12 protein-coding genes and 3 pseudogenes are annotated in these 16601 nt (G+C 65.2%); 6 read left to right on the top strand and 9 right to left on the bottom strand.

Annotated features, from left to right (window positions below):
• Nucleotides 1–358: 358 nt before the first annotated feature.
• The gene (locus AC5P78_RS19515; protein WP_005411584.1) at nt 359–1261 is read right to left on the bottom strand and encodes a LysR family transcriptional regulator; all 903 of its coding nucleotides are present in this window, start codon (nt 1259–1261) and stop codon (nt 359–361) included.
• 105 nt (nt 1262–1366) lie between these two features.
• On the opposite strand from AC5P78_RS19515, the gene AC5P78_RS19510 reads away from it, so the two are divergent.
• Together AC5P78_RS19510 and dkgB are read left to right on the top strand one after the other, a co-directional pair.
• Nucleotides 1367–2581: an MFS transporter gene (locus AC5P78_RS19510; protein ID WP_005411585.1), complete on the top strand. Its 1215-nt coding sequence runs from the start codon at nt 1367–1369 to the stop codon at nt 2579–2581.
• A gap of 114 nt (nt 2582–2695) precedes the next feature.
• On the top strand, nt 2696–3505 hold the full coding sequence (gene dkgB, locus AC5P78_RS19505) for a 2,5-didehydrogluconate reductase DkgB (RefSeq protein WP_012481584.1): 810 nt from the start codon (nt 2696–2698) through the stop codon (nt 3503–3505).
• A gap of 63 nt (nt 3506–3568) precedes the next feature.
• On the opposite strand, the gene AC5P78_RS19500 is transcribed toward dkgB, so the two are convergent.
• From AC5P78_RS19500 to AC5P78_RS19490, 3 genes are read right to left on the bottom strand one after another with little or no spacing between them, the layout of a single operon-like run.
• A complete protein-coding gene (locus AC5P78_RS19500) occupies nt 3569–3880 on the bottom strand; it encodes a response regulator (protein WP_495217328.1) in 312 nt (103 codons plus the stop codon).
• Nucleotides 3784–5301, bottom strand: coding sequence for a sensor histidine kinase (locus AC5P78_RS19495; protein WP_495217327.1), 1518 nt, complete (start codon nt 5299–5301; stop codon nt 3784–3786). Before AC5P78_RS19495 ends, AC5P78_RS19500 begins: the two co-directional genes overlap by 97 nt.
• 1 nt (nt 5302) lies before the next feature.
• Nucleotides 5303–5629 carry a hypothetical protein gene (locus tag AC5P78_RS19490; protein ID WP_099527226.1) on the bottom strand — a complete coding sequence of 109 codons (327 nt, stop codon included), beginning with the start codon at nt 5627–5629 and terminating at the stop codon, nt 5303–5305.
• Between the two features lie 387 nt (nt 5630–6016).
• On the opposite strand from AC5P78_RS19490, the gene AC5P78_RS19485 reads away from it, so the two are divergent.
• Nucleotides 6017–6793, top strand: a complete 777-nt coding sequence (locus tag AC5P78_RS19485; RefSeq protein ID WP_012481587.1) for a YdcF family protein — start codon at nt 6017–6019, stop codon at nt 6791–6793.
• Here AC5P78_RS19485 and AC5P78_RS19480 read toward each other — a convergent pair.
• From AC5P78_RS19480 to AC5P78_RS19470, 3 genes and pseudogenes are all read right to left on the bottom strand, one after another.
• Nucleotides 6756–7457, bottom strand: coding sequence for an alpha/beta fold hydrolase (locus tag AC5P78_RS19480; protein WP_043034459.1), 702 nt, complete (start codon nt 7455–7457; stop codon nt 6756–6758). The genes AC5P78_RS19485 and AC5P78_RS19480 overlap by 38 nt on opposite strands.
• Nucleotides 7458–7585: 128 nt before the next feature.
• A pseudogene (locus AC5P78_RS19475) lies at nt 7586–8351 on the bottom strand (transposase).
• Nucleotides 8352–8523: 172 nt separating this feature from the next.
• Entirely contained in the window at nt 8524–8901 is a 378-nt protein-coding gene (locus tag AC5P78_RS19470; RefSeq protein ID WP_043034456.1) for a hypothetical protein, read from the bottom strand.
• Nucleotides 8902–9060: 159 nt separating this feature from the next.
• Between AC5P78_RS19470 and AC5P78_RS19465 the strand changes: the two are divergent.
• Nucleotides 9061–9289: pseudogene (locus AC5P78_RS19465) on the top strand (transposase); the annotation flags it as partial.
• A 686-nt stretch (nt 9290–9975) separates the two neighbouring features.
• Nucleotides 9976–10086, top strand: a pseudogene (locus AC5P78_RS19460) (YbjQ family protein); the annotation flags it as partial.
• 63 nt (nt 10087–10149) lie between these two features.
• On the opposite strand, the gene AC5P78_RS19455 reads toward AC5P78_RS19460, so the two are convergent.
• Nucleotides 10150–12870 (bottom strand): bifunctional acetate--CoA ligase family protein/GNAT family N-acetyltransferase, encoded by a 2721-nt coding sequence (locus AC5P78_RS19455; RefSeq protein WP_495217326.1) that lies wholly within the window; start codon nt 12868–12870, stop codon nt 10150–10152.
• A 189-nt stretch (nt 12871–13059) separates the two neighbouring features.
• Complete coding sequence (gene mgtE / locus AC5P78_RS19450) at nt 13060–14430, bottom strand: magnesium transporter (protein ID WP_099561899.1); 1371 nt, start codon at nt 14428–14430, stop codon at nt 13060–13062.
• A 344-nt stretch (nt 14431–14774) separates the two neighbouring features.
• Between mgtE and AC5P78_RS19445 the strand changes: the two genes are divergently transcribed.
• Nucleotides 14775–16553, top strand: coding sequence for a monovalent cation:proton antiporter-2 (CPA2) family protein (locus AC5P78_RS19445; RefSeq protein ID WP_049427090.1), 1779 nt, complete (start codon nt 14775–14777; stop codon nt 16551–16553).
• Nucleotides 16554–16601 lie beyond the last annotated feature (48 nt).

Below are 16601 nucleotides of genomic sequence, written 5' to 3'. Positions count from 1 at the left end.
CGGCAACCCCACCACCACATGGGTAGCGCCCGACCGTTGGTCGGGCGATGGCAGGGGCCGTGCGGACCAACGGTCCGCACCCACCGTAACCTGCGGTAGTGCCGGCCGCTGACCGGCAACCCCATCACCACATGGGTAGCGCCCGACCGTTGGTCGGGCGATGGCAGGGGCCGTGCGGACCAACGGTCCGCACATACCGTAACCTGCGGTAGTGTCGGTCGCTGGCCGGCAACCCCACCACCACATGGGTAGCGCCCGACCGTTGGTCGGGCGATGGCAGGGGCCGTGCGGACCAACGGTCCGCACCCGCCGTAACCTGCGGTAGTGCCGGCCGCTGGCCGGCAACCCCACCACGACCTCAGCGCAGGTAATCGCTCCGCGCCATCGCTTCACCCAGGTAATCCAGGAACGAGCTGATCCGCGCCGACACCGCCGTGTTGCGGTAATACACCGCGTGGATCGGCTGGTACACATCCAGCGTCTGCGTCGCCAGCACCGGCACCAACGTGCCGGCGGCGCGGTCGCGGTCGGTCACGAAGTCGGACAGGCAGGTGATGCCCACGCCTTCCACCGCCAGTCGGCGTAGTGTTTCGCCGCTGGACACCGCGATATCCGGACGCACCCGCAGCAGGCCATCGGCATCGCCCGGCAGCGGCCAGTGATTCAACGATTCCGGTTCGTTGAAGCTGAGCAGGGTGTGCTGGCCCAGCGCGGCGACGCTGGCCGGTTCGCCGTGTGCCGCCAGGTAGGCCGGACTGGCCACCAGCCGCAGCTGGCAGCGACCCAACGGCCGCGCATGCAGGGTGGAGTCGGCCAGCGGCCCGATCCGGATCGCCAGGTCGGTGCGCCGTTCCAGCAGGTCGATGTAGCGCTCGGAGCTGTTCAACTCCAGCTGCACCTCCGGGTAGCGCGCGCGGTACCCGGCCACCAGCGGCGCGATCACGTGCAGCACGAATGGCATCGCCGCATCCACGCGCAGGCGTCCGGCCGGGCGCTCGCGGCGGGCGGCCATCTGTTCCTCGGCGGACTCCACCGCATCGATGATCGCCCGTGCATGGCGCAGGTAGGCCTCGCCCTCGGCGGTCAGGTGCAGGCGGCGGGTGGTACGGGTCAACAGGGTGGTGCCGAGCTTGTCTTCCAGCCGCCCCAGCGCCCGGCTCACGCCCGACGGCGTCTGCCCCAGCTGTTCGGCGGCAGCACTGATCGACCCGCTGTCGATCACCGCGAGGAAGGCCTGCATTTCATCGAGCGTGGTCTTCATGCCTCCATTATTGACTGGACGGCAATAGTGATTGGCGTGAAGACCGGTTTTTCGGCAAAGGTGCGCCGCGCACACTGCGCGCCTTCCTTCCCTCCGGAGCCGGCCATGATCCGTGGCATTCCCCTCGCCCTGCTGGCGCTGACCCTCGGTGCCTTCGCCATCGGTACCACCGAGTTCGTCATCGTCGGCCTGATTCCCACCATTGCCGCCGACCTGCAGGTCAGCCTGCCCTCGGCCGGCCTGCTGGTCTCGCTGTATGCCCTCGGCGTGGCCATCGGTGCGCCGGTGCTGACCGCGCTCACCGGCCGCGTGCCGCGCAAGTCGCTGCTGGTGGCGCTGATGGTGCTGTTCACCCTCGGCAACGTCATCGCCTTCCTGGCGCCGGGCTACACCTCGCTGATCGTCGCCCGCATCCTCACCGGCCTCGCCCACGGTGTGTTCTTCTCGATCGGTTCGATCATCGCCACCGCGGTGGTGCCGAAGGAGAAGGCCGCCAGCGCGATCGCCATCATGTTCACCGGCCTCACCGTGGCGCTGGTGACCGGTGTGCCGCTGGGCACCTTCATCGGCCAGCACCTGGGCTGGCGCGCCACCTTCCTGGCGGTGGCCGCGCTGGGCGTGATCGCCCTGCTCGGCGCGCTGCTGTTCGTGCCGCGCAGCGTGCCGCAGAGTGCGCCGGCCAGCTTCCGCCAGCAGCTGGCCGTACTCGCCCAACCCCGCCTGCTGCTGGTCTATGCGATGACCGCGCTGGGCTACGGCGGCACCTTCCTGGCCTTCACCTATCTGGCGCCGATCCTGCAGGACGTCACTGGTTTCTCGGCAAACGCAGTCAGCCTGGTGCTGCTGGTGTACGGCGTGTCGGTGGCGATCGGCAACCTGTGGGGCGGGCGCATGGCCGACCGCATGGGCCCGGTGCCCGCACTGAAGCGCATCTTCGCCCTGTTGGCCGTCGTGCTGTTCGTGCTCACCTTCACCGCCTACAACACCTGGCTGATGCTGCTGACGGTACTGGCACTGGGTGCGGTGGCGTTCGGCAACGTGCCCGGCCTGCAGGTGTATGTGGTCAAGCAGGCTCAGCGCTATGCGCCGCAGGCCACCGACGTGGCATCGGGGCTGAACATCGCCGCCTTCAACATCGGTATCGCGCTGGGCGCCTCGCTCGGCGGCCTGGTGGTGGAGAACATCGGCCTGATGCACACGCCGTGGCTGGGCGCGCTGGTGGTGGTGGGTGCGTATGCATTGACCGTGCTCAGCGGCCGCCTGGACCGCCGCGACGGCATCGATGACCGCGCCGATGGCATCGCCGTGGCCACGCATTGAGATAGGTCATGCCCTGCCGGTACGGTGGTGCAATGCACCGTTGCCGGCACGCATGCGGCCACTGGCCTACCCTTTGCTGGATATTCGCATCCCTCCCCTCTGCTGGAGCTCCCCATGACTGTCCCCGCCTTCGGTCTCGGCACCTTCCGCCTGAAAGACCAGACCGTGATCGACTCGGTGCGCAATGCGCTGGATGTCGGCTACCGCGCCATCGATACCGCGCAGATCTACGGCAATGAAGCCGAGGTCGGCCAGGCCATCGCCGATTCCGGCGTGCCGCGCGAAGAGATCTACCTGACCACCAAGGTCTGGATCACCGCGTTCAAGCGCGAAGCGCTGCTGGCCAGCCTGCGTACCAGTCTGGAAAAGCTGCGCACCGATCATGTGGACCTGACGCTGATCCACTGGCCGTCGCCGAACGACAAGGTCGACGTGCCGATGGAGGAGTACCTGCCGGCGCTGGCCGAGGCCAAGGCACAGGGCCTGACGAAGGCGATCGGCATCTCCAACTTCACCATCGCCCAGACCCGCAAGGCCATCGAGATCCTTGGCGCCGATGCCATCGCCACCAACCAGATCGAGATCCATCCCTACCTGCAGAACCGCCTGCTGGTGAAGTTCCTGCAGGACAACGGCATCCACGTCACCGCCTACATGAGCCTGGCCTATGGCGAGGTGATCAAGGACCCGGTGATCCAGGCCATTGCCGGCCGCCACCAGGCCACTCCGGCGCAGATCGCGCTGGCCTGGGCGCTGCAGCAGGGCTTCTCGGTGATCCCGTCGTCGACCAAGCGCGAGAACCTGTCGAGCAACCTGGAAGCGGCAGCGATCCGCCTGACCGACGAAGACATGGCGCAGATCGCCAAGCTGGACCGTGGCCATCGCCTGGCGAATCCGGAAGGGATTGCACCCGCCTGGGATTGATCCCGACCGCGGTTGCGGATCGGAATCGGTAGGTGCCGCCCTTGGTCGGCACCTACCGGACGGTCAGCGCTCGGCAACACCGCGCAACATATCCAGGACGCTCTCGATGTCCAGTGGCTTGCACAGAAACCCAGCCGCGCCCAGCGCCTGCGCCCTGTCAATCACCTCTACCCGGGTGTCTGCGCTCATCACCAGAACGGGAGGCGCCGCAGGGTCCCTGACCAGCGCCTCCAGTACGTCCCACCCACTGCAACCTGGCATGTGCAGATCCAGCAGAACTACGTCGGGCGCCAGCGCCTTGATGACGGCCTGAGCATCGTGACCATCTTTCCGGAAGCTGAGGCGATGGCCTGCACACTGCAGCAGGTGCTGCACCACCTCGCGGTTGGTCTCCACGTCTTCGAAAGCAGGCAGTGCAGCGGACGAACCACCGCCGCGTGCAACTGGAAAAGCTCACCCAGGGAAGGAAGCGGCTCAGCCTCATCGGCCACGGCAGCAGCGAAGCACCACACGAATGAGGCGCCGCCGACATCGCTGCGGCCGACGCTGATCGTTCCGCCCATGGCATCGGAAATCAGCCGAACGATGTACAGCCCGAGCCCGACGCCCTGTTCGCAACGTGCTTCGCCCTGACTGACCTGCACGAAAGGCGAGAAAATCATGTCTCTCTGCGCTTCGTCGATGCCCGTCCCGGAGTCGCAGACCGAGATCCGCACCTGCCAGTCATCCACCGCTCGAACGGCGCCAACCGAGACCCTCGCCTCGCCCGCCATGGGACTGAACTTGATGGCATTGCAGAGAAGATTGGTCACCACCTGTTCGATGCGACCGCCATCTGCCAACAGCCATACGTCTGCTCTCCCCACATCCACCTGCAGTACCACGCCTTTGTCTGCAGCCGCAGGCATGCAGCTCGCCTGCGCCGCCTCGATGATGGAACGCAGCGAACAAGGATGTGGCCGCAGTTTCAGCTTGCCACCATCAATGCTGGCAACATCAAGTACATCATCAATGCGACGTCGGAGCGCCTGGGCCTGCCCTGCAACGGTGGCCAGTGCGTGTCGCTGGGCAGCACTTGCCGTATTGACCTCCAGAAGCTGGATGCCGCTGATGATGGCATTGAGCGGCGTGCGAAGCTCATGACTCATGGTGCCGACGAATCGCCCCTGCGCCTCACGCGACGCAATGGCACGCAACGCGATTTCGCGCATCGCTGCCACCAGTGACGCCACGACCAGCGGCAACAGGATGGTCAGCGCCAGCGCATAGGCCAGATAGGCGGGCCGCGAGAACCAGTAGCCTTCGGGGGCTGCCCAAAGCAGCGCCACGGCCGTTACCGCGATTGCCGGCGCCATGGCCTTGCGTCCGTAAGCCACCGTCGCGGCGATGACGAGGAACGGCAGGATTGCATTGAGTGCCATCAACAGGATGAAGGCCGCGTGCACCTGGATGGCCACCATCGCCAGACTGAGCAGAAGGCCCGCCGCGTCGTACCACGTGTCGTGACGCGCCCTGCGAAGGTTTACAAAGAGTGCCCACGCTACAGATACCGCCAGAAGTACAACGGCGGCCGGCAGCACCCGCGCTGCCTCATCGGCCAGAACAGGCTGAGGGCCATCGATCCAAAGCCAGCACCACAGCACCGCAAGCGCCTGCAGCAGCACCCGGAACCCACTGGCGCGCGGCTCCTGGAAGCATGACAGCAGTAGAGCCAGACGATGCATTTCCAGCACGCGCGCAGCATGCAGCAGCGCTGCCGGGGACGACATTGGAGAGGGCGTGTACGGATCATGCATGTCAGCGCCCCCCGGTCAGTGATTGACCTGTCGTGCGTCCCAGAAGGCGCTTTGCCGAGATTGCCAGCGCGCAGCCGCGCAGCCGCACGCTGCCGATGGCTTCGCCGGAGCGGAGAGCATCAGCCAGATTTTCGCAGGCATCGGCAATCCTGCAGCTGCCCAAGGCCGAGGTCACACTTTTCAAGGCATGCATGCGCGAAAGCTCCTGTTCCAGGCAACCCGGGGATTCATTCTCCGCAGCGCTCATCCAGCGCGAAATCGCCTCGTCCAGGTCAACGACAAACGATGAGAACTGGTCTGGCGCGGTCGCTGCAATCAGGTTGAGCATCGATCGCTCCCCGAGCTCAGGTCCGTCTGCAGAATGTCGCCGCGGCTCTACGCCTTGCGTTGAGTTCAAGCGTCGCATTGCTTTCCTCTGCTTGTCGCATTCAACACCTGAAGAGATGCGTTTCCGCGTTCCGCGACACCCAAACAGAGGCCTGAAGCGACAACGTGCGGAGCGTACGGACTACTGCATCCGTTGATGGATCTGCAGGAACAGCTGCGGAAACATGCTACCCAGTAGATGCCCGCCTGCAACCGCGAGCAGGATGGCGCCCACGATGGCAACACATCTGACCGGGAGTGACATTCGCTTCAGATCCATGGCATCCAGCATGGAAGCAACGATCGCGTAACGCCATCGGATTCCTTTCAAATTTTCCTGAGGTTCGACATGCTCGCCCTGACACTCTTTCTGCTGCTCTCGTGTGCGGTTCTGGTTCGAAAGCGACACGTGCGTAGCGGCGCCCTGCTCGCCGTAGCGCCACTGGCCATCCTGGCCAGCGCGAGCGCGCCCATCACGCAGCTGCTGCTGGACCTGGCACAGGACGCGCCGCCAAGCACTGCAACAGCGCACCATCCACGCACGGCGATTGTCGTGCTGGGCGCTGGCATCGATCAGGACGCTCACGGCTCCAGGCCCGGCCTGGCTGGCTATAGCCGGTTGATGGCCGCAACGCAGCGCTACCTCGCCTGCGAACGCACCGGCGAATCCTGCGTGGTGCTGGTCAGCGGTGGCGCTACTGCGCCAGACAATGCCGCAGAAGCCAACGTCTACGCGCGTGAACTGATTGCGCTGGGCGTGCCTGCGGAACACATCATCCGCGAGCACGCCAGCGTGAACACCTGGCAGAACGCCAGCAACAGCAGCCGAATGATCCAGCGCGACAGTGTCCGGGTAGTGCTGGTGACCTCTGGCCTGCACCTAAGGCGAAGTCTGATCTACTTCCGGCACTTCGGTGTCGTGGCCGAGGGCTTGCCCAGTGATCGCCTCCGCGCCTCGCCGGGGTGGCTTCCCTCTGCGTACAACCTGCTGCTGATCGAAGTGATGCTGCACGAGTACATCGGCGTCCTGCGCTACCACGTTTACAACGGCATGGGTTGGAACGAGGAATCCATCAAGCTGGACAGTGTCACGCCTGCAGCAACCACCCACGCATCGCCGCACTGACCTCGTCCGGCTTCTCCATCGGGGCCAGGTGCCCGCAATCGGGCACCACCACCAGCTGCGAGTGCGGCACCATCGCGTGCATTTCCTCGCTCATTGCGAGTGGCGTAATGCGGTCGTTGACGCCACATACGATCAGCAGCGGGTCGCGGTAACCAGCCAGCACATCGTGGCCATCGCGGCGTTCCAGCGCGCTCTGGCGCAGGAACACTTCCGCGCCCAGGCGGGCGGTCATGTCACGCACACGTTGCACCAGCACGTAATCATCCAGCCGCGAGGCGTCGATGTAGCTGCGCATCAGGGCATCGCCGAAGCCGTGGAACTTCCCCGGCAGGCGCACGCTGGCGCGCTGGCTGCGGCGTTGTTCGGCACGTTCCGGTGAATCGGCGTGGATCGAGGTATCGATCAGCGCCAGCTGCAGCACACGCTCCGGCGCGATGCGCAGGATCTGCTGGGCGACGAAACCACCCAGCGAGAACCCGGCCAGCGCAAAGCGCTCCGGCGCCTGCGCCAGCACGTCCTCGGCCACCGCCTGCAGGGTCTCGCCGCGGGTCTGGTCGCCTACGGTGCAATCGGCAATGTCGGCCAGATCGGCCAACTGCGCGCGCCACAGTTCGGCATCGTTGAGCAGGCCGGGCAGCAGCAACAGGGGGATACGGTCGGTCATGGGGGTATTGTCGCGCCGGTGCGGTGGCGGCGCCATGCCAGCGACCGCGCCAAGCGCGGCGACGTGCCGCCGGATGAGCCAGGCGCGCCGGACCCGCGCCCGCTTCTGGATACCCTGTGGGACGCGAGTCAGACCGATGCCGCGACGCATTCCTCGGCGTCGGAAGCAGGCGCCGTCGACGCCCCACGCTGGGGCCGCACCTCCTGGACGATCCGCCCCTGCTCCATCACGAGCACGCGGTCGGCGCTGTTTATGGTCTCCGGCCTATGGGCCACGATCACCTTGGTCAGCTCCATACGCTGCACGGCTTCGTTGACCAAGCGCTCGCGCATGACATCAAGATGGCTGGTGGCCTCATCCAGAAACAGAATCCGTGGCCGGCGGTAGAGGGCGCGGGCCAGAATCACTCGCTGCTTCTGACCGCCTGAAAGCGAGTTGCCCATGTCTCCGATAAGACCGTGATAACCCATCGCCAGCCCCGCGATATCGTCGTGCACGGCTGCCATCCGAGCAGCTTCCTCGATGCGCTGTTCATCGAAGCCGCTATCGAAGCCGCTGATGTTGTCGGCAATGCTCCCGGCAAACAACTGGTCATCCGGGATCGCATCAAGCTCGCTGACCCGGGCGAACAGCCGCATCGAAGCGATCTCGTGCAGCGCTTGCTACATGCCCGGATCGCTCCAACGCATATCACTGCTGCAGCAGGTGGGTGCGCACCATCGTCTCCATCGCATACTGCGACTGACCCACGCGACCCGAACGCGGGTAATGTGGCTCGATCCGAGCCAGCAGTGCCTTCCATGGCACTACCTAGTCCACCTTGTAAAGGAGAATCTCGCGCCGAGTCTGCTTGCGCTTGCCCAGACCCTGCGTATCGCCAAATGTCAGCTGCATGGATGGCTTCTCAACGTGTGCCTCTATTGTCTCTCAGGCCGCCGGCCAGCGGACAGCACTACCGAAGTAGTTGTTCAGAGCATCCGTAGATGCAGGTCATGAGGACGACAAATCTCGCTCAGCCATCAGCGACCAATGGACTAAGAATAAGCAAATCTATAGATAAATAACGTTAGTCATCCCCCTCGACCTGTATATCGACCTTATCCCGAAAAATAACTGAAATTAAAGACAGGAGCAGAGCTGGAAGCCCCAAAAGAAGCACGAACGACAAAGGCGCACCGAACGACCATAGAGCGGCCGAAAACACGACAGCCGAAGCCCCAAGCAGCAGGAACGAGCACTTAATTTTCCCTATTAGCAGGTAACTTGCCGTCGAACACATCAGCGAGAATGCGGCAACAGAAACTCCGACCTCCTGAGGAACCTGCAAAGGCTCAGCACCCCGAAGCGCCGCCACCAGCATCAGCGCTGAGGCAGACGCCATTGCTACCAGGGAAATAAAATAGAACTTGCCATGCCGCCCATCAAATCCATCAGTAATCTTCATATCGACCCTCAAAGGATCGCAGGGCGAAAGCCCCGCGATCCAGCCAATGATTTACCAGCGCCAAGGATGTTCTGAACAGCTCCCTGCGAACTGTGCAGCAGTGCCCGCCACAGATTGCCGCTTCGGGGGACACTATTGAGTCGCGTAGTGGAATACATCATACGGCTGACATTTGGGGATGCGCAGGGCCTGGGCAAGCGCAAGCAGACCCGGCGCGAGATTCTCCTTTACGAGGTGGACTAGGTAGTGCCATGGAAGGCACTACCGGCCCGGATCGAGCCACATTACCCGCGTTCGGGTCGCGTGGGTCGGTCACCGTATGCGATGGAGACGATGCTGCGCATCCACCTGCTGCAGCAGTGATATGCGTTTGAGCGATTCGGGCATGTAGCAAGCGTTGCACGAGATTGATTCGATGCGGCTGTTCGAACGGCTCACCAGTCGTTCTCAGGTCAAGATGCCCTGCATAACTCGCGTGGACTCCATGCCAAGCGTCGAGAAGAGTCATGACGATTGCTCTGGTCCATCAACTGCCGCATTGAAACCAATACGGACTTGGCGTCCTTGCAGGAATCAGCCGCAGCTGCAGCTCAAGCGGCATCCTTGCAAAGTGATCATTTCGACGCGTGCTCTTCCCGAATCCGCTCGCGCCTGACGTCGGCACGCCTGGCTATCACAATGACAACCGCTCCTATGAACAAGAACGGCAAGGTCCGACCGTCTGCAGTTGCCGCCACCATAGCTAGGCAGCACACGCAGATGGCGAAGGTCTTTTCGTTGATACCTTGGATCCTCACAAATTTCCTCATTCCTGCAACATCGGGAAACATCTTCTTTCAATAAGGTCACGAAGGGTCGCCGCCACGCAGTGGCGCAATGGTAGCGTTGCTTCTTCGCTGAGTTGAAGAGCGAAATGCGTCAGTAGCCGCTTCTTTCCTTCTGGTGATTCAGTCACTCCTACGCAAGAGACACAGCAGGCACCCGGTACGCCGACATGCGTGGACCACTCGGACGTCACTGGCGTAGGGTATAAGCCATCGTTGTAGTCTATATTCAATCGTCGGAACGACTGACAGCAGCGCAATCATCAGCATGAGCTTGCTTTACGACGCCACCGATGTGATGACCGGGCTGACCGAGGTGCTGTGCTATGGCACGGCGGTGGTGGTGGAACCATTGCGTTGACCTGACTGTAGCGTCGAACTTGCTCGACTGCTTTTCGATGATGGCAGTCGAGCAAGCTCGACTCTACAAGAGCGGGGTGGGGACTTCGACCTGCTGCACCGGCAGAGTCACCATCATCACCGTCGGGTCGTCCGGATCGAGCTTGGTCTTGAAGCCCAGGCTCTGGCACATCGCCAGCATGGTGCTGTTCTCGCGCAGCACCTGACCTTCGACCACGTCCAGGCCCAGCCACTTGGCGTACTCGATCATGATCGCCATCAGCCGCCAGCCGATGCCGTGGCCCTTCAGGTCCGAGCGGATCAGGATGCCGTACTCACCGCGGTGGTAATCCGCATCGGCGTGCAGGCGCACCGCGCCGAGCATTTCGCCACTGCGCGGTTCGATCGCCACCAGTGCGATCGAGCGTGCATAGTCGAGCTGGGTCAGGCGCGCGATGAACTCGTGGCTGAAGTGCTTCACCGACTGGAAGAAGCGCAGGCGCAGATCCTCGTCGCTGACGCGGGCGAAGAACGCACGGAACAGCGCGTCATCCTCCGGCCGCACCGGACGCACGAAGGCGCGGCCGCCATCGGACAGTTCGATGGTGCGCTCCCACTCCTTCGGGTACGGGAACACCGAAAAACGCGGATGGCCACGGCCCTTGTGCAGGATGCGCGACGGCGCCACCGCCACGCGTGCGTCGAGGGCGAGGATGCCCTTGCCGTCGACCAGCAGCGGATTGATGTCCAGCGTACGCACTTCGGGAATGTCGGCGGCCAGCTGCGCCAGCTTGACCAGCGCCAGGGCCAGTGCGCGCTCGTCGGCGGCAGGCACATCGCCATAGGCCTTGAGGATGCGCGAGGCACGGGTCTGGCCGATCAGCTCATGGGCCAGGCGCAGATCCAGCGGCGGCAGCGCCAACGCCTTGTCATTGATCACTTCAACCGCGGTACCGCCACGGCCGACCACGATCACCGGGCCGAACGTCGCGTCATCGGCAATGCCGACGATCAACTCGCGCGCCTTCGGGCGAACGATGGTCGGCTGCACCAGCAGGCCATCGATGCGCGCATCCGGCCGCAGCTGGCGTGCGCGCGACAGGATCGCGTTGGCCGCGCTCTGCACCGCCGGCAGCGTGGACAGGTTCAGGCGCACGCCGTCCACTTCCGACTTGTGCGGAATGTCCGGGGACAGGATCTTCAGCGCCACGCTGGCGCCACGCTCCAGCAACGGCTGCGCCAAGTCCATTGCCTCGTGCGCATCGCGCGCGTGCATCACCGGCGCGGAGGGAATGCCGTAGGCCTTGAGCAGTTCGTGGGTGGCCAACGGGTCTAGCCATTGCTGGCCGTTGGCCAATGCCGCATCGACCAGCGCGCGTGCGGCCGCAGCGTCGACACTGAAGTCCTGCGGCAGGCTGGGCGGTGTTTCCATCAGGGCGTTCTGCGCTTCGCGGTAACGCACCAGATGCTGGAAGCCGCGCACCGCTTCGGCCTCGGTCGGATAGGTCGGCACCCGTGCCGCGTTGAGCGTGGCGGTGGCCTGGTCATCATTGCCCAGCCACACCGCGAATACCGGCTTGTCGCGGTGATGGCGCGGGCGCAGTCCGAGCGTGCGGGTAAGCGCCTGTGCAGCGTCTGCGGATGAAGTGAATGCGGTCGGCACGTTGACCACCATCACCGCATCATTCTCGTTGTCGGCCAGCAGCGCCTCGATGGCGGCGGCATAGCGATCACCATCGGCGTCGACCACGATGTCGACCGGGTTGCTGCGCGACCAGCCCTGCGGCAGCACGGCGTCGAGTTTCTCGACCGTGCTGTCGGACAGGTTGGCCAGCGTGCCACGTAGTGCAATGAGCTGGTCCACGGCCAGGCGGCCGACACCGCCACCATTGCTGAGAATGGCCAGGCGACGACCGGGGAAGGTCCCCAACCGGCCCAGCGATTCGGCGGCCGTGAACAGTTCGTCCAGCGCGCCCACGCGCAGCAGGCCGGCGCGGTTGAACGCGGCGCCATACACGTCGTCGGCGCGGGCCAGGGCCTGCACATGGGTATCGCGGCTGCCCGGCTGCACGCGCTCGGCGCGGCCGGACTTCACCACCACTACCGGCTTGGCGCGGGCGGCGGCACGCGCGGCCGACATGAACTTGCGCGCATCCTTGATCTGCTCGACGTAGAGCAGGATGGCGCGGGTGCGGTAGTCGGTGGCGAAGTAGTCGAGCAGGTCACCGAAGTCGACGTCCATCGTGTCGCCCAGCGAGACCACCGCGGAAAACCCGACCGAGCGGGCCACGCCCCACTCCACCAGCGCGGCGGCAATGGCCGAGGATTCGGAGATCAACGCAAGATCACCGGCCTGCGGGAAGTGCGCGGCGATGCTGGCATTGAGCCGTGCGTGCGGTGCAATCACACCCAGGCAGTGTGGGCCGAGGATGCGCAGGCCATGCTTGCGCGCCACCGCCTCCACCTGCGCCGACAGCGAGCCCGGGCCTTCACCCAGGTGGGCGGTGAGGATGATTGCGGCCTGCACGCCGCGTTCGGCAGCGGTGCGCACCACCTGCGGCACGATCGACGCCGGCGCGGTGATCACCACCAGATCCGGCACCCAGTCCAGGTCCTTCAGCCGCTTCACGGTGCGGATGCCATCGATTTCGGCATGCCGCGGGTTGATCCACGCCACCCTGCCGGGGAAGCCGGTGCCGCGCAGGTTGCGCATCACCGCACGTCCGGCCGAGCGCTGACGCGGGCTGCCGCCGATCACCGCGACCGACTGCGGACGGAACACGGACTGCAGGTGGTAGGTACTCATGCGCCTACGGTAACCAAATTCCATGGCGATGGGGTCAGATCCCTTCCCCAGGAAAGGGCTCTGACCCTTGCGTGAACCTTGCGTGCCGACCAAGGTCGGCAACTACCGGGGCACGGTGCTTCAGGGGTCAGAGCCCTTCGCTGCGCGAAGGGATCCGACCCCGTAACCGACCCCGTAACCGACCCCGGTTTACAACAGTGTGCCGTGCAGGATCATCGCGGCGATGCTGAAATAGATCACCAGCCCGGTCACGTCCACAAGGGTGGCCACGAACGGGGCCGAGGCACTGGCCGGGTCGAAGCCGAGCCGCTTCAGGATGAACGGCAGCATCGATCCGGACAGCGAGCCGAACGTGACGATGCCGACCAGCGCCGCACCGATGGTGATCGCCAGCAGGATCCAGTGCTCGCCGTAGTCATGCAGGCCACCCAGCTGCCAGATGACGATGCGCACGATGGCCAGGCAGCCGAGGATCGCGCCCAGCACCATGCCGGTGGGCACTTCGCGCAGGGCCACCTTCCACCAGTCGCGCAGGCGCAGTTCGCGCAGCGCCAGGCTGCGGATCAGCAGCGAGGTGGCCTGCGAACCGGAGTTGCCGCCCGAACTCATGATCAGTGGGATGAACAGGGTCAGCACCACCGCACGCGCCAGTTCGTCCTCATAGTGCTGCATCGCGCTGGCGGTCAGCATCTCGCCCAGGAACAGCACGCTCAGCCAGCCGGCGCGCTTGCGCAGCATCTCAAAGAAGCCGATCTGCATGTACGGCTTGTCCAGTGCTTCCATGCCGCCAAACTTGTGCGCGTCCTCGGTGGATTCCTCGATCAGCGCATCCAGTACGTCATCGACGGTGACGATGCCGAGCATCTGCTGCTGCGCATCGACCACCGGGATCGCCAGCAGGTCGTGGCGACGGATCAGCCGTGCCACTTCTTCCTGGTCCATCAGTGCGTCCACCGTCACCGGTGGATTGACCTGGGCCACGTCCAGGATCGACTCCTCCGGCAGGCCGGTGATCAGCCGGCGCATGGTCACCACCTGCTGCAGCTGCTGGCTGGCCGGGTCCAGCACGTAGATCGCGTACACCGTTTCACGGGTGCGCTCGACCTGGCGGATGTGCTGCAGGGTCTGCGCCACGGTCCAGCTGGCGGGTACCGCCACGTACTCGGTGGTCATCAGCGCGCCGGCGGTGTTCGGCGGGTAGCTGAGCAGCTTCTGGATGGCCTGGCGGGCGTCGGTGCCCAGCAGCGGGATCAACCGCGCGCGTTCTTCCTCATCCAGCTCATGGACGATGTCGGTGGCGCGGTCGTCGGCCATCAAGCCGAGCAGGGCGGCCGCGCGCGCCGGCGGCAGCGCAGCCACCAGTTCGCCACTGCGGTGCAGTTCCGGCGCTTCCAGCATTTTCACTGCACGCGGCAACGGCAGCGCAGCCAGCGTTTCCGCGGCGCGGGCCAGTTCCAGCGTGTTGAGGAATTCCACCGCATCGGCGGTGTTGAAGTTCGCCAGCGGCGCGGCCAGTGCGGCGGCATCGGCCACCGGGCGCAGCAATTGCTTCTGGTTCATCGGGTTTGCCTTGTGGGGGTGCGACCTCGCGCAACGCCAACGCAGGCAAACCGTCCCGATGTCAGGCGGTGGCCATCGCTGGCGTCGAACGAGGTCGACTTCTACTGTCGCTGGACATGGGTTGGGGACTCCGGGATGCGTGTGCCGACGGACGCGCCGCCAGCGGCGGGCAGTCTGGACCCGTGGACCATGCAGGTCAACCCGGTCCCGCCGCGGCAGCACCCTGCCCGCAGGTTGTTCTCGTGCGTACACAGGCCGGCGCGCATAATGGCGCGGTGGTGTTCGCCACGCTTTTCCCAACCCGAACGGACGCACAGCGGCTCCCCCGATGACCAGGTATTCCCATGCATAGCGGTGGTCTGGAACTGGCGCTGGTGCTGCTGCTGGCGGCGGTCATCGCCGTGCCGGTGTTCAAGAAGTTCGGTTTCGGCGCGGTGCTGGGCTACCTGGCGGCCGGTGTGGTGCTGGGCCCGGACGGGCTGGGCTTCGTGCAGGACGCCGACCGCATCCTCGGCGCCGCCGAGATCGGCGTGGTGATGCTGCTGTTCGTGATCGGCCTGGAGCTGTCGCCGGCACGCCTGAAGGTGATGCGGCGCTCGGTGTTCGGTGCCGGTGCGGCGCAGGTGGCGCTGTCCGGGCTGGTGCTGGGCGGCGTGCTGCTGCTCGACCACTTCCAGTGGAAGAGCGCGCTGGTGGTAGGCGTGGCGCTGGCGCTGTCATCCACGGCGGTGGGCCTGCAGCTGCTGTCCGAGCACAAGGCGATCAACAGCGACCATGGCCGGCTCGGGTTCGCCATTCTGCTGTTCCAGGACCTGATCGCGATCCCACTGCTGGCGGCCATCCCGCTGCTGGGCGGGGTGAAGAACGAGACCCTGCGCTGGGAAGATGCGGCCGTGGCGCTGGGTGCGCTGGCGGTGGTGATCCTGTGCGGACGACCGGTGCTGCGCAAGGTGTTCAGCATCATCGCGCGCACCCGCAGCCCGGAAGTATTCACTGCCACCGCCCTGCTGGTGGTGCTGGGCACCGCCTGGTTCATGCAGGAAGCCGGCCTCAGCCCCAGCCTCGGCGCGTTCCTGGCCGGCGTGCTGCTGTCCGATTCGGAGTTCCGGCATGAGCTGGAAGCGCAGATCGAGCCGTTCAAGGGGCTGCTGCTGGGCCTGTTCTTCATCGCGGTGGGCATGGGCATCGACCTGGACCGCATCGCCGCCGAGCCGTGGCTGATCGCCGCAGGTGTCGGCATCCTGCTGGTGGTCAAGTTCAGCCTGCTCTACGCGGTTGGACGTGTCGCCCGGCTCAGCTCGCGGCAATCGCTGCTGCTGGGCAGCGTGCTGTGGCTGGGCGGCGAGTTCGCCTTCGTGGTGTTCAACGAGGCACAGCGCGCGCACCTGCTGGGCAACGCCAACCACGACCGGCTGGTGGCGATCGTCGGCCTGTCGATGGCGATCACGCCGCTGTTGATGATCGCGCTGCTGAAACTGCTCGGCCAGGAGAAAGCTACTCCGCGCGAGCCGGCCGAGGCCGACAAGGTGGCGCCGGACAACCGGCCCAAGGTGCTGATCGCCGGCATGGGCCGCTTCGGCCAGGTGATCGCGCGCCTGCTGACCGCGCAGAAGGTGCCATTCGTGGCGCTGGAGGCGAACCCGGATACCGTGGCCGACCTGCGCCGATTCGGCAACCAGCTGTATTACGGCGACCCGACCCGGCCGGAGATGCTGCGCGCGGCCGGGGGCGAGCACATCGATGTGTTCGTGATCACCGTGGATGACCCGGAAACCAACCTGCGCGCGGTGCGCATGGTGCGCCGGCTGTACCCGGACGCGACGGTGCTGGCGCGTGCACGCAACCGCCAGCATGCGTGGCGGTTGATGGACATGTCGGCCGAGCCGTTCCGCGAAGTGTTCGGCACCAGCCTGGAGATGAGCGGCCGCGTGCTGACCGCGCTGGGCGTGGCACCGGACGTGGCCGAGCGCCACGTGCAGCGCTTCCGCGAGCACGATGAGCAGCTGCTGCGCGACCAGTACCTGGTGTACGACGACGAGGCAGCGGTGATCCAGACCTCGCGCGACGCACGCAACGACCTGATGCATCTGTTCGAGGCCGACGCGGAAAGCGACGGCAAGTAGGCGTGCCGACCAACGGTCGGCACCCACCACGGATTGCAGTAGTGCCGG

The organism is Stenotrophomonas sp. YJH_SMC_133, assembly GCF_059370655.1.
Note: the sequence above shows the minus strand (reverse complement) of the source record. Positions and strands in the feature narration are given on the sequence as shown.

What these genes read in the sequence shown, in the direction of transcription:
- AC5P78_RS19515 (WP_005411584.1), bottom strand. Translation starts at nt 1,261, where the DNA reads ATGAAGACCACGCTCGATGAAATGCAGGCCTTCCTCGCGGTGATCGAC.
- AC5P78_RS19490 (WP_099527226.1), bottom strand. Translation starts at nt 5,629, where the DNA reads ATGCTCAACCTGATTGCAGCGACCGCGCCAGACCAGTTCTCATCGTTT.
- mgtE (WP_099561899.1), bottom strand. Translation starts at nt 14,430, where the DNA reads ATGAACCAGAAGCAATTGCTGCGCCCGGTGGCCGATGCCGCCGCACTG.
- AC5P78_RS19470 (WP_043034456.1), bottom strand. Translation starts at nt 8,901, where the DNA reads ATGAAGATTACTGATGGATTTGATGGGCGGCATGGCAAGTTCTATTTT.
- AC5P78_RS19455 (WP_495217326.1), bottom strand. Translation starts at nt 12,870, where the DNA reads ATGAGTACCTACCACCTGCAGTCCGTGTTCCGTCCGCAGTCGGTCGCG.
- dkgB (WP_012481584.1), top strand. Translation starts at nt 2,696, where the DNA reads ATGACTGTCCCCGCCTTCGGTCTCGGCACCTTCCGCCTGAAAGACCAG.
- AC5P78_RS19445 (WP_049427090.1), top strand. Translation starts at nt 14,775, where the DNA reads ATGCATAGCGGTGGTCTGGAACTGGCGCTGGTGCTGCTGCTGGCGGCG.
- AC5P78_RS19480 (WP_043034459.1), bottom strand. Translation starts at nt 7,457, where the DNA reads ATGACCGACCGTATCCCCCTGTTGCTGCTGCCCGGCCTGCTCAACGAT.
- AC5P78_RS19495 (WP_495217327.1), bottom strand. Translation starts at nt 5,301, where the DNA reads ATGCATGATCCGTACACGCCCTCTCCAATGTCGTCCCCGGCAGCGCTG.
- AC5P78_RS19485 (WP_012481587.1), top strand. Translation starts at nt 6,017, where the DNA reads ATGCTCGCCCTGACACTCTTTCTGCTGCTCTCGTGTGCGGTTCTGGTT.
- AC5P78_RS19510 (WP_005411585.1), top strand. Translation starts at nt 1,367, where the DNA reads ATGATCCGTGGCATTCCCCTCGCCCTGCTGGCGCTGACCCTCGGTGCC.